General features: G+C 41.0%; 13 protein-coding genes. 9 read left to right on the plus strand and 4 right to left on the minus strand.

Annotated elements, in window-relative coordinates; genetic code table 11:
• Window positions 1-3 precede the first annotated feature (3 nt).
• Window positions 4-528 (minus strand): YceI family protein, encoded by a 525-nt coding sequence (locus BBI08_RS02425; RefSeq protein ID WP_008498778.1) that lies wholly within the window; start codon window positions 526-528, stop codon window positions 4-6.
• Between the two features lie 201 nt (window positions 529-729).
• Between BBI08_RS02425 and murB the strand changes: the two genes are divergently transcribed.
• The 4 genes from murB (at window position 730) to BBI08_RS02445 (ending at window position 4832) form a co-directional block, all read left to right on the plus strand.
• Window positions 730-1641, plus strand: coding sequence for a UDP-N-acetylmuramate dehydrogenase (gene murB, locus BBI08_RS02430; RefSeq protein ID WP_008498779.1), 912 nt, complete (start codon window positions 730-732; stop codon window positions 1639-1641).
• A 105-nt stretch (window positions 1642-1746) separates the two neighbouring features.
• A complete protein-coding gene (locus BBI08_RS02435) occupies window positions 1747-4113 on the plus strand; it encodes a penicillin acylase family protein (RefSeq protein ID WP_008498780.1) in 2367 nt (788 codons plus the stop codon).
• A 36-nt stretch (window positions 4114-4149) separates the two neighbouring features.
• A complete protein-coding gene (locus BBI08_RS02440) occupies window positions 4150-4503 on the plus strand; it encodes a fluoride efflux transporter FluC (protein WP_040851116.1) in 354 nt (117 codons plus the stop codon).
• Window positions 4500-4832: a fluoride efflux transporter FluC gene (locus tag BBI08_RS02445; RefSeq protein ID WP_040851118.1), complete on the plus strand. Its 333-nt coding sequence runs from the start codon at window positions 4500-4502 to the stop codon at window positions 4830-4832. Before BBI08_RS02440 ends, BBI08_RS02445 begins: the two co-directional genes overlap by 4 nt.
• Window positions 4833-5022: 190 nt before the next feature.
• On the opposite strand, the gene BBI08_RS02450 is transcribed toward BBI08_RS02445, so the two are convergent.
• The gene (locus BBI08_RS02450; protein WP_008498782.1) at window positions 5023-5442 is read right to left on the minus strand and encodes a universal stress protein; all 420 of its coding nucleotides are present in this window, start codon (window positions 5440-5442) and stop codon (window positions 5023-5025) included.
• A gap of 12 nt (window positions 5443-5454) precedes the next feature.
• A complete protein-coding gene (locus BBI08_RS02455; RefSeq protein WP_008498783.1) occupies window positions 5455-6921 on the minus strand; it encodes a SulP family inorganic anion transporter in 1467 nt (488 codons plus the stop codon).
• 242 nt (window positions 6922-7163) lie between these two features.
• Between BBI08_RS02455 and BBI08_RS02460 the strand changes: the two genes are divergently transcribed.
• The 3 genes from BBI08_RS02460 to BBI08_RS02470 are packed head-to-tail and all read left to right on the plus strand — an operon-like array spanning window position 7164 to window position 10722.
• On the plus strand, window positions 7164-7520 hold the full coding sequence (locus tag BBI08_RS02460; RefSeq protein ID WP_008498784.1) for an ArsR/SmtB family transcription factor: 357 nt from the start codon (window positions 7164-7166) through the stop codon (window positions 7518-7520).
• Complete coding sequence (locus tag BBI08_RS02465; protein WP_065528455.1) at window positions 7513-9582, plus strand: heavy metal translocating P-type ATPase; 2070 nt, start codon at window positions 7513-7515, stop codon at window positions 9580-9582. Before BBI08_RS02460 ends, BBI08_RS02465 begins: the two co-directional genes overlap by 8 nt.
• A 21-nt stretch (window positions 9583-9603) precedes the next feature.
• Window positions 9604-10722 (plus strand): GNAT family N-acetyltransferase, encoded by a 1119-nt coding sequence (locus tag BBI08_RS02470; protein ID WP_008498785.1) that lies wholly within the window; start codon window positions 9604-9606, stop codon window positions 10720-10722.
• A gap of 148 nt (window positions 10723-10870) precedes the next feature.
• Here the strand turns inward: BBI08_RS02470 and BBI08_RS16970 are convergent, their stop codons facing one another.
• On the minus strand, window positions 10871-11026 hold the full coding sequence (locus tag BBI08_RS16970; protein ID WP_008498786.1) for a lmo0937 family membrane protein: 156 nt from the start codon (window positions 11024-11026) through the stop codon (window positions 10871-10873).
• Between the two features lie 175 nt (window positions 11027-11201).
• Between BBI08_RS16970 and mntR the strand changes: the two genes are divergently transcribed.
• Together mntR and BBI08_RS02480 are read left to right on the plus strand one after the other, a co-directional pair.
• Entirely contained in the window at window positions 11202-11624 is a 423-nt protein-coding gene (gene mntR, locus BBI08_RS02475) for a transcriptional regulator MntR (RefSeq protein WP_008498787.1), read from the plus strand.
• Window positions 11625-11645: 21 nt separating this feature from the next.
• The gene (locus tag BBI08_RS02480) at window positions 11646-12506 is read left to right on the plus strand and encodes a CvfB family protein (RefSeq protein ID WP_008498788.1); all 861 of its coding nucleotides are present in this window, start codon (window positions 11646-11648) and stop codon (window positions 12504-12506) included.
• The last annotated feature ends 43 nt before the right edge of the window (window positions 12507-12549 follow it).

Raw genomic sequence — 12549 nt, forward strand, 5'->3', positions numbered from 1 at the left:
AATTTATTCAGCTGGATTTGCTTGAACTTCTAGATGAATTTTAATGTCTTCGCCAACCATTACGCCGCCTGTTTCAAGAGCTTGGTTCCATGTAAGACCAAAATCTTTGCGGGTTACTTTACCATCGACATTGTAAGCTACGACTTCAACGCCCCATGGGTTTGTGCCTTTACCGTTATATTCTACATCGAAAGTTACTGGGTGAGTTACATCTTTCATCGTTAGGTCACCGGTCATTGTATATTCGTCGCCTTTTTTAACGATTTCGTTTGCTTTGAATGTGATATGCGGGAATTGCTCAGCATCAAAAAAATCTGCAGAGCGCAAGTGGTTGTCGCGGTCATTGTTTTTAGTGCTGATGCTTGCTACATCGATTTTAAAATCGATCAATGCGCCTTGTAAATCCTCTTCGTTTGCTTCAATGGTTGCTTCATAAGATGTGAAAGTACCTCTTACTTTTGAAATCATCATATGTTTTACTGAAAATCCGATTTCCGAGTGTGCTGTATCTACTGTCCATTTTTTCATATTGAATTCCTCCTAAAATTTATTATCTAAAATAAATATAACAAGATTAAATCTTGAAGTCAATACTCTTTAATTAAAAACTCTTTAATTCGAGATTAATTTAACTAGTCTTTTGTACTGAACTTTACTTTATTGCTTGTCAAATCAAGATGAAAATTAGATACTAATAGAAGCTATAAGTTAAGAAGGGATTTGCATTTAATGACGAAACAACAATGGTTGACGGATTTACGCAGTTTTTTAACAGACGATCACGTCAAAGTGGATGAACCGCTATACCTTCATACACTAACTAAAATGGGTGGGCCAGCTGATATTTTTGTGGCACCAACAACTGAAGAAGAAACTGCTTTCACTGTAAAGTATGCATATAAAAATAATATACCTCTACTACTTCTTGGGAATGGCTCGAATATGGTTGTCCGAGATGGAGGATTTCGTGGCATTGTCTTGACCTTGAAAGGGTTACAGACAATCCGTATAGAAGGTACAAAAGTTTATGCTCAAGGCGGAGCGAACATTAAAAAAGTTTCTAAAGCCGCTGCAGCAAAACAATTAACTGGATTTGAGTTTGCTTGTGGAATCCCAGGCTCGATTGGTGGGGCGATGGCGATGAATGCCGGTGCTTACGGCGGAGAAATTAAAGACGTTATTAAACAAGCGACGGTTCTTTCGAAAGAAGGAGATTTGCTCGTTTTATCTAAGGAAGATTTAGGTCTCGGTTACCGGAAAAGTGTGATTACGAAAAAAGGCTTTTATGTGTTATCAGCCGAGTTCGACTTAGAAGTTGGCAATCAAATGGTCATTGATGCCAAAATGAGTGAATTGACGTATCAGCGTGAATCAAAACAGCCATTGGAATTCCCTTCTGCAGGCAGTGTCTTTAAACGACCACCTGGCAATTTCGCAGGAAAGTTAATACAAGATAGTGGCTTGCAAGGAAAAGGATTTGGCGGTGCAGAAGTTTCTACAAAACATGCTGGATTTATCGTTAATAAGGATAATGCGACAGCTAACGATTACATTAAAACTATTGAAATGGTTAAAACGACAGTGTTTAACAATTTCGGTATTGATTTAGAACTTGAAGTGAAGATTGTCGGAGAAGACTGAATATGAGTAAAGTGGATGCCCTTTTATAGGGCATCTTTTTTTGTTTAGAAAAGGTATTTATCTTTCGATAGTCGAATGAAACACTAAGGAAAAGGGGGAAGATTCATGAGGGAGAAAGTGAAAAACAAAAGATGGCTAAAATGGCTAATCGCTACGTTGGGTGTACTTGTCATAATAATAGTGGCATTGCTTATTTTTATAAATGTCTTCCTAAATAAGTCTAAACCGCTTATCGAAGGAGAGGTAGCGGTAGAAATACTGGACAATGATGCAACGGTTATCCGTGATGAGATAGGAGTGCCACACATTAAGGCGAACACTGATGCCGATTTATACAGAGCACAAGGATATGTCCAAGCGCAAGATCGTATGTTCCAAATGGATTTATCTCGTAGACAGGCAAGTGGTCAATTGGCAGAAGTCATTGGAGCTGATGCAGTCGATACAGATAAGTTTTTTAGAACGTTTAGTTTGCGTGACGCGGCTGAAAAATCTTGGGATGGTTATGATCAGCAAGCTCAACAAGTATTAGAATGGTATGCAGAAGGCGTCAATGCCTATATGGAAGAAGCAAAAGAAAATGGCAATTTGAGCTTTGAATTTTCTATTCTTGGATACGAACCGACTGAATGGACACCCATAGACTCGCTGACGATTGGCAAGTTTATGGCCTATGACCTTGGTGGACATTGGAATACACTCGCCGTTCGTCATTGGACATTAAACGAATTTCCAGAAGATAAAGCGCGTGAGTTATTTATTGAATACCCTGAAAACGCACCGGCAATTTTAGCGGCAAACAAACAGCAACAAGTTCAAGTCGCTGGTGAATTTGATGCATCAGTTATTCCTCCAGAATTTAACGGCAGCAATAACTGGGTAGTGTCGGGTGATAAAACGGCAAGTGGCAAGCCCTTACTTGCAGACGATCCACATCTTGGTCTTAGCACTCCTTCTATTTGGTACCAAATGCATTTGGAATCTCCTGACCAAAATGTCAGTGGCGTTATTTTTGCTGGTGTTCCAGGCATTATTCTGGGACATAATGAAGAAATTGCTTGGGGTGTAACGAATGTTGGGCCCGATGTTCAAGATCTTTACATTGAAACACCAAATCCTGAAAACCCTACCCAATTTGAGTACGAGGGAGAGTGGGAGCAAGCAGAAGTAAGAAAAGAACCGATTAAAATAAAAGATGGTGAGACAGAAGATTTCGAGGTACTAGTAACAAGGCACGGACCTGTTGTTTCGAATATTCTTTATGACAAAGAACAACCAAGCGCAGTATTTTCGATGCAATGGACGGCTCTAGAGCCAACACTCGAACTGCAGGCAGTCTTAAATTTCAATAAAGCATCTAATTGGGAAGAGTTTGAACTAGCACTCGAGGATTTCCAAGCACCTGCACAAAACTTTGTTTTTGCTTCTACAGATGGCACCATTGCTTATAAAGCGAATGGCCGTATTCCAATTCGGAAGTCTGGAGATGGTCAATTGCCGGTTCCAGGAAATTCGGCAGACTATGGATGGGAAGGTTATGTGCCTTTTGATGAATTACCGCGATCAGTAAATCCAGAAAATGGGTTTATTGCGACAGCAAACAATGAAGTTATTGATGATTCTTATCCTTACCATATTACGGATTTTTGGGCACAGCCATATCGCTATGAACGAATTGCCGAAGTGTTAGAAGCATCAGATGATCTTACGGCAGAAGATATGATGAAATTACAAATGGATCAAAAGAATTTATATGCAGCAGAATTTTTAGAAGACATGATTGCTACGGTACGTGATAGTACAAAAGATTACGACGAAGTTCTTTCGCTGCTAGAAAAATGGGACCAAGTGGATAGTAAAGAACAAGGTGCACCATTAGTCTTTCATAAATGGATAAAGCAATTACCTGAAACTTTACTCGCTGATGAATTTCCAAAAGACGTCTATAAAATGCTGGATGGAAAAAACCATATCACCGATGAAATGATGCGTGATGCTTTTGCTGGAAACGCAGGTGTTTGGGTAAGTGAATACGGCGGAGCAGAAAAATGGCTTGTGGATTCATTGGAAACAGTTGTCGCTGAAATTGAAGAAGAACAAGGAAATGACTTGTCTGACTGGAGTTGGGGAGAAGATCATCAATTAACTTTCCCGCATCCATTAGCGGGGGCGTCTCCAATTTTTGCTGAGTTTCTAAATCCGGATCCTGTGCCAATCGGAGGTTCGAATATCACTGTTCAAGCAGCGGCATCAACACCGGATGGCGATGTCGACCACGGTGCATCTTGGCGGTTTGTTGCAGACCTTGCTGATTTGTCGAGTGCATATCACATCGTAGGACCGGGATTAAGCGGTCACATGAAATCGGATTACTTCCATAACCAAGTAGACGATTGGGCACAAGGGGATTTTCATGAAACAGAGATCGAAGAAGAAGTTAAAGGTTCGACATTAATATTAAATGCCGAATAAGTTATACTGGTGAAAAATGGATGTGAGGAATAATCAATGACAAGAATACTAGCTGTAGGACTTGGCGGCATGATCGGTGCACTTTTACGTTCTGGAATATACATGGTAGCTGCCGATGGTCTGGGGCTTTGGCTTGTTAATGTGATCGGCAGTTTTTTAATCGGCGTGGCAGCTATTCGCTTGTCTCAACAATCAGCTGAACTGCGATTGTTGATTTCGACTGGTCTGCTGGGCTCTTTTACCACATTTTCAGCATTCTCATCGGGATGGTTTTATTACCTTGAATCTTCTATTTGGCTAGGCATAGCATTTGCTATGAGCATGACGATTGCATGCGTTGCGGCAGCTGGAGCTGGATTATGGGTCGGTAGAAAAGAGGTGTCACCGTGATTAGTGTCGCAATCGGTGGATTTTTAGGAGCGATTACACGTTATTTATTTTATTTGTTAATCGAAAGCCGTGTTTGGCAACCCAAAGTTGCGACTTGGCTTGTTAATAGTCTGGGTTCATTTGTTTTAGGTTTATTAATTGGTGAGGGAAGCTTATCGGTTTTCTGGATGACTGGATTTTTAGGCGCTTTTACAACATTTTCAACGATGGCTTTAGATGTTGTGAAAGATATTGAAGACGGCAAATGGCTGGCAGCTGGGTTCTATATTATGGCCACTTTAACTTCGGGAATTGCGTTATTCAGCTTAGGTTATATGTTAATACAATAAAAATCCCATTGTAACTAATGAGGGGCTAGGCAGATACTTCTCAATTTTCGATATTTTTAATAAAGCGGAAGGCGGCGACAGAAGCCGTGCCCGTGGAACGCGTCCGCCTGAAGCGAAATGGAAATATGGATATTTCTTCAATAACTTAGAAAGAGCCCTTCGCGAAAATCGCGAAGGGCTCTTTTATAGGTTATTTAACGATAATAACAGGTGATTGAACGCGTTTAGCTACTTTATGGCTAACGCTGCCAAGTACCATTTCTTGAAGTGAGTTTAATCCGCGGCTACCGATTAGCACAACGTCATAGCCAACTTCATTCGCATGCTTGACGATAGTGGGTCCTGGAATGCCGTGAAGCGTTTTGGTTTCAAAATTAATATCGGCAGAACGAAAAATTTCTTCGAGTGGCACTAAATGCTTGCGACGTTCCAAATGAACTTCGTCACTGCTTTGGCCATGAAGAATCTCAGTACGAGCTTTTTCATAATCAATCACATAAAGCAAAGTGATGAATGCTTGTGGATTGGCTTTAGCCATTCTTACTGCTTCGTGAGCAGCGCGTTTTGAATGATCCGAGCCATCTGCTGCAACTAAAATTTTCTCATACATAGAGCATCCTCCTTATGATGTACCTTTACCAGCATTGCTATAGGTTGCTAACTTATCGACAAGTTTTTGGCTTGAAGAGTTCAACCCAACAATTGTGACACTTTGTCCTTGCGCTTGTAGTTTGTTCATAACTCGGTCGATGGCACCAACACCTGAGTCGTCCCAAACGGTAGCATCTGTAAAGTCTAAAACAACTTCTTTCGAAACTTCTAAGTTGTCGAATTCAGAGACAAAGTCTTGAGAAGAAGCGAAGAACAATTGTCCGTGTATCGTATATCTATTCGACACATTGCTTTCCAATCCTTCTTTGCGCACTTCCACTTTGGAAATTTTAGCAGCAAACAACATTGCGCTTAAAATAACACCGGCGAATACGCCTTTCGATAAATCATGTGTATAAACGACAACAACAACCGTTAACAACATAACGATTGCATCAGCTTTTGGAGCCGTCGCTAAATACTTGAACGAACCCCAGTCAAAAGTACCGATACAAACCATTACCATGATACCGGCTAGAACTGGCATCGGAATTTGAATAACCCAGTTGCCCAAAACAATAATTAAGAACATTAGGAAAACACCTGCAACAAAACTCGATAATCGTCCACGACCGCCTGAACGAACGTTAATGCCTGATTGTCCGATCATCGCGCAACCTGCCATTCCGCCGAAAAAGCCCGTAATGATGTTCGCGATACCTTGTCCGCGTGCTTCTTGGTTTTTATCCGATCCTGTTTCTGTTGCATCATCAATAATCGATGCTGTTAATAAAGACTCTAGTAAACCAATCACAGACAACGCTAATGCAGTCGGGAAAATGATTTGCAAGGTTTCCAAGTTAAACGGTACGCTGGGAATGAAGAAGCTCGGCAAAGTTTGCGAAATCGTACCGAGGCTACCGACGTTTTGCATATCGATGCCCGTGTAGATGACAACACCTGTCAATACGAGGATAGCAATCAGTGGAGCCGGAATAGCTGTGAAGAAACGAGGCAAAATATAAACAATCGCCAATGTCACGCCGACAAAAACATAAGTAATCGTGTTGATGCCGAAAATGAACGGCACTTGCGCCATAAAGATTAAAATGGCTAATGAGTTTACGAAACCAATCATAACCGCTCTGGGGATAAATTTCATAAAACGAGCAACCTTTAAAAGGCCGAAAATCAATTGCAGCACACCAGTCAATACAGTAGCTGCCAATAAATAATCCAGTCCATGATCGCGGACCAATAATACCATCGCAAGCGCCATAGCACCTGTGGCTGCAGAAATCATACCCGGTCGACCGCCGACAAAGGCGATAATAACGGAGATGGAAAACGATGCGTACAAGCCGACCATTGGGTCAACGCCAGCAATGATGGAGAAAGCAATCGCTTCCGGTATAAGAGCAAGTGCGACAACAATTCCGGCTAAAATGTCTCCGCGAATGTTACCGAACCATTGCTCTTTGTAAGATAAAGTATTCAAAAATTCCCACTTCCTTCTATTGTAATTTGTATTGATACCATATCCCATAAACTGTTGTTCAACTAATCGAAAATATCTAGAAAGTATAATTCCTGGTTCTTTCAATTATAGGCTATAAAACTGTATCACCTTTTTTTTTAGATGTAAATACAATTCATTCAAACGGAGGTTTGACTGTAGAGGTTTGAGCGAATATACTGAAGAGAACAATCAAACTCTTATTTGAATGAAAGAGGTGCCATATGAAAGAGTTGTGTGAAGTAACAAAAGTCCATCCGGAAGTTGTCGAGCGTGTACAACAAAATATGACCGACCTAGGGGACGTAGCAAATCTATTTAAAGCATTGGCAGACGAAACAAGATTAAGCATTGCATATGCCTTAACAATAGAAGAAGAAATGTGTGTGTGTGACATTGCGGCGGTTATTGGCTCTTCAACAGCAACTGCATCTCATCATTTGCGGTATTTGAGAGAGCGGGCATTGGCGAAGTCTGAACGAAAAGGAAAGCAAATCTATTATTCCTTATCGGATAACCATGTACGTCAATTGGTGAAAATCGCTCACGAACATACGAAAGAAGGTGTAGAAATTGGTTAAAACATATCGCTTAGAAAATTTGTCTTGCACAAGTTGTGCAGCTAAATTCGAAAAAAATATTCGAGGATTACCGGATATCAAAAACGTGGATTTGAACTTTGGAGCTTCCAAATTAACAATTGACGGAGATGTACCAATTGAAGCACTTGAAAAAGCAGGGGCATTCGATCATATCCGGGTTTATCCAGAAAAAGAAAAAATTAAAGTCGTTCCGTTTTATCAGCGGAGACAAACAATGGAAACAGCTTTTTCACTATTATTACTAATCGCCGGAATCATTGTTTCGTTTCAAACGAGCGAAACAAATCCTTTTGCCATCGCGTTATTTGCGGGATCCATGGCAATCGGTGGTTATCATATGTTCTGGACAGGCTTAAGAAACTTAAGTGAGTTCCAGTTTGATATGAAAACATTAATGACCATCGCTATTATAGGTGCGGTCATTATTGGTGAATGGCGAGAAGGCGCAGTTGTTGTCTTCCTTTTTGCTGTCAGTGAAGCATTAGAATCATTTTCAATGAACAAAGCGCGTCAATCAATTCGCAGTTTGATGGACTTGGCTCCGGCACGAGCGTTAATCCAACGTGCTGATGAATTGATCGAGTTGGATACAGAAGAAATTCGCATCGGTGACATTTTAATCGTTAAACCGGGACAGAAAATCGCGATGGACGGAACAGTTCTACGCGGAGAGTCAGCTGTTAACCAAGCGGCAATCACAGGAGAGTCGATTCCTGCAGTTAAAACTGTAGGGGATGAAGTATTTGCCGGCACCATGAACGAAGAAGGTGCGTTAGAAGTTACTGTCACGAAGCGTGTGGAAGATACGACAATCGCCAAAATTATTCATTTGGTAGAAGAAGCACAAGCTGAAAAAGCGCCAACTCAGAAGTTCATTGACCAATTTGCCAAATACTATACACCGGCCATTATTGTTATTGCCTTTTTAGTAGCCATCGTACCGGGCTTTGTAACGGGCAACTGGGAACTGTGGGTTTATCAAGGTTTGGCAGTGCTCGTTGTAGGCTGTCCATGTGCTTTAGTTGTATCAACACCAGTAGCAATTGTCACGGCAATTGGTAATGCTGCACGACAAGGCGTACTGATTAAAGGTGGTATTCATTTAGAAGAAACGGGACAGATTAAAGCTGTCGCTTTTGATAAAACCGGAACTTTAACAAAAGGCTATCCAGAAGTAACAGACGTAATTGCACAAGATGCTATTACAGAAGAAGAGTTATTAAAACTAGCGGCATCGGTAGAAACCATGTCTCAGCATCCTTTAGCAAAAGCTATTTCTAAAAAAGCAGCAAGCACCTATCCTTCCGAAAACTTTAATTCGGTTACAGGAAAAGGAGCATATGCCACAGTTAACGAAGAAAGCATTTACGTCGGCAGTTTAAGTTGGGCAGAAGAAAAGGGCTTACGCATTCCTGAAAAAGCGCGTAAACTTCAAGAGAGTGGGAAATCTGTCACTGCGGTCTTTTCAGAAAAAGTTCTGCTAGGCATTATCGCAATAGCCGATGCTATTCGCGTAGAAAGTCCATCCATTATTAAGCAGTTAAAAGCGATGGGCATCGATCATACTATCATGCTTACAGGAGATCACCCGGCAACGGCAACTGCCATTGCTTCGGAAATCGGTATGACAGATGTTCGTGCTGGACTCATGCCAGAAGACAAATTAGCTGCGATAAAAGAGCTCCAAAAACAATATGGCCGAGTTGCTATGGTTGGAGATGGCATTAATGACGCACCCGCTTTAGCTGCTTCAAGTATTGGTATTGCAATGGGTGGAGCAGGAACAGATGCGGCGCTCGAAACAGCAGATATTGCACTAATGGCTGATGATTTGGAAAAACTTCCTTATACGATTCGACTCAGCAGAAAGACATTGCGTATAATAAAAGAAAACATCGTCTTTGCGTTAGGGCTCAAGGTAATGGCATTGTTATTAATTATTCCTGGTTGGTTAACTTTATGGATCGCGATTTTTGCGGATATGGGTGCCACGCTATTGGTAATATTAAATGCGTTACGTCTTGTGAAAGTTCAGAAGTGAGGTACGTTTGGAGGTTTTGTATTGAGATTAACAGAGTGGACAATGGAAGAGCAGGAACAGCTAATTCATTTTATGACAACAAATTCTTGGCCTTTTCATGGTCATGAACATCCAGTCCGGGCTTTAATTGAAAAAACAATTGAAGAAGGCGGTTATAAATCGGACCAAGTTACAACGTTTTGGATTGAAAACGAAGACAAAAAACAAGTAGGTTTAGTACAAATATTTGATCTGCAAGACGACATTCCATTGTTTGATCTGAGAATTGCTGATCCTTACCGAAACAAAGGTTATGGTCCTAAAGCTTTGAAAATGGTAGCAGATTATGTTTTTTCGCTACCAGAAAAGAAAATTAGGCTAGAAGGCAATACGCGCCACGATAATTTTGCGATGCGTAAAGCGTTTGAACGAACTGGCTTTGTTAAAGAAGCTCATCTACGGCAAGCTTGGTTTTCGCCGCGAGAAAATCGGTATTACGATGCGGTAATTTATGGCATGACACGTGAAGACTGGCAGGCAGGGATTACAACACCCGTTCTTTGGGATGACGCTGTAATTGAAACGAAAGCACCACCATTCAATCCAATCTTACTCGATTTTCCTGAAGAATTTGAGTCAGAGCGATTGCTGATTCGTGCACCTAGAAGAGAGGATGCAAAGGCTAATTATGAGGCAGTCATGCATTCGCTAGAGTCATTTCGACCGTGGTTACAATTTGCGCAGCAAAAGCCGGAGCTTGCAAAAATAGAGGCAACATTAATTGAAGCGGAAGCAAACTTTAAATTACGTAAAGATTTGCGTCTACACTTTTTCTTGAAAGAAACCGGACAGTTTATTGGCTCTACAGGACTTCATCGCATTGATTGGGAAGTGCGCAAGTTTGAAATTGGCTATTGGGTAGACAGCCGCTATGAAGGCAAAGGATTTGTCTCGGAAGCCGTCGACCGGATCACCCGTTTTGCTTTTGAGGAGCTAGGTGCAAACCGTGTAGAAATTCGTTGTGACCCGGACAATGTTCGCAGTCGTGCAGTAGCGAACCGACTCCATTTCGAATTGGAAGGCATTTTGCGCAACGATACAATTTCTCGTGTTGGAGGCAAACTACGCGATACATGTGTTTATGCCAAAATCCGAGAATAATAGCGTTTTACAAAAGCAGGAATGGAAATTGCGTAATTCCCATTCCTGCTTTTGCTTATGGACTGATCAACTATAGAAAAAAGGGTTGTCCCGAAAGTCATTTATCACGACTTTCGGGACAACCCTTTATGTGTAAATCACGCTATGGTTATAAACCTTTACGACCGGTAACCAAATTGATAACTAGAATGATTGCAGCAATAATTAATAGAATGTGTATTAGACCGCCTGCTACGTCCATTAAGAATCCGATAAGCCATACTACAATAACAACTGCAAGAATAATCCAAAGAATACGTGCCATGTTTTTCACCCAACCTTTCTGTAATAACTATTTTGATTATAGTAATACTTACCCCGGTGATAATTAGCTTAAACCTTTCTGAAAAAACGAATTGTTTTAAGCTAAACTCAGTCCAGTTGTTTCAATGATGGCGGTATAGTAAACTGAACATAGCTAAGTGAGGGAGGAAAGAATTTTGCCTACTCCAAGTATGGAAGACCATATTGAAATCATATATTCTTTAATTGAGCAAAAAGGCTATGCGCGAGTATCAGATATCGCGGAGGCCTTATCCGTATTGCCATCTTCTGTTACTAAGATGGTGCAGAAGCTAGATAAAGACGGATACTTGATATACGAACGCTACAGAGGTCTCGTGTTGACGCCGAAAGGCCAAAAGCTAGGTAAACGGCTATTAGAACGACATGGCTTACTGGAGCAGTTTCTACAATTAATCGGCGTGGATGAAGAACGGATTTATGAAGATGTTGAAGGTATCGAACATCATTTGAGCTGGAATTCAATCGATCGGATTGCTGATTTGGTCCAACTACTGGAAGAAAGCCCGGATTTTACGGAAAAACTTAAACAGATGAAAACAGCAGGAAAAGAAAGCTAAAGAAAATAGGAGGAACTAATTATGGCTTTACACCCAGGGTTAAAAGCAGTATTGCAAGTGAAAGATCGTACGACGTCACAATGGATTTTGTCAGATGGTTCAGGCGATGAAGTAATGATGAACGCATCAGAAATCGAAGAAGGGCAAGAAATCGGAGAAGAAATTGAAGTATTCCTTTACCGCAATCGCCAAGGAGGCGTTTCGGCAACACCGATGATTCCGCATATTTTGCCAAGTGAGTATGGCTGGGCGAAAGTCTTGAAAGTATCACAGCGTGAAGGCGCAGTAGTCGATATCGGCACAACACGCGAAGTTTATTTGTTACCAGCGGATCTTCCACAAATTTTAGAGTTATGGCCAAAACAAGGCGATCATATCTTTATGACGCTTCGCACAGATCGCCACGGCGATTTATATGGACGTTTAGCTACAGAAGAAAAAGTATTGGAATTGATGGAACCAGCACCAGAAACTCTTTTCAATCAAAACGTACAAGCACGTGCATATCGTTTATTGCCTGTTGGGACGTTTATGCTGTCAGTACCAGAAATGCACCGAATCTTTATCCACGAAACAGAACGTAAAGAAGAGCCACGTTTAGGTGAAGAAAAAATAGTACGTATTATCGATGTAAAAGATGATGGTACATTGAACGGTTCTTTACTTCCTAGAAAGCAAGAACGCTTATTAGATGATGCCGAAGAAATTATGCGTTATTTAGAACAGTCAGGTGGAAAAATGCCGTTTACGGATAAATCTTCACCAGACGAAATCCAAGAAATTTTCGGTATGAGTAAGGCTGCTTTTAAACGAGCACTCGGTAAATTGTACAAAAACCGTCAGATCATCCAAGAAGAGGGATGGACAATGTCGACGAAGTAAAGGAACCTTTTCAAGTTAATTTCGTATTAATTTGAAGAAAGGG

Origin of the sequence: Planococcus halocryophilus, from assembly GCF_001687585.2 — a bacterium.
Taxonomy (GTDB): domain Bacteria; phylum Bacillota; class Bacilli; order Bacillales_A; family Planococcaceae; genus Planococcus; species Planococcus halocryophilus.

What these genes read in the sequence shown, in the direction of transcription:
- BBI08_RS02480 (WP_008498788.1), top strand. Translation starts at nt 11,646, where the DNA reads ATGGCTTTACACCCAGGGTTAAAAGCAGTATTGCAAGTGAAAGATCGT.
- BBI08_RS02450 (WP_008498782.1), bottom strand. Translation starts at nt 5,442, where the DNA reads ATGTATGAGAAAATTTTAGTTGCAGCAGATGGCTCGGATCATTCAAAA.
- BBI08_RS16970 (WP_008498786.1), bottom strand. Translation starts at nt 11,026, where the DNA reads ATGGCACGTATTCTTTGGATTATTCTTGCAGTTGTTATTGTAGTATGG.
- BBI08_RS02440 (WP_040851116.1), top strand. Translation starts at nt 4,150, where the DNA reads ATGACAAGAATACTAGCTGTAGGACTTGGCGGCATGATCGGTGCACTT.
- BBI08_RS02425 (WP_008498778.1), bottom strand. Translation starts at nt 528, where the DNA reads ATGAAAAAATGGACAGTAGATACAGCACACTCGGAAATCGGATTTTCA.
- BBI08_RS02460 (WP_008498784.1), top strand. Translation starts at nt 7,164, where the DNA reads ATGAAAGAGTTGTGTGAAGTAACAAAAGTCCATCCGGAAGTTGTCGAG.
- BBI08_RS02435 (WP_008498780.1), top strand. Translation starts at nt 1,747, where the DNA reads ATGAGGGAGAAAGTGAAAAACAAAAGATGGCTAAAATGGCTAATCGCT.
- murB (WP_008498779.1), top strand. Translation starts at nt 730, where the DNA reads ATGACGAAACAACAATGGTTGACGGATTTACGCAGTTTTTTAACAGAC.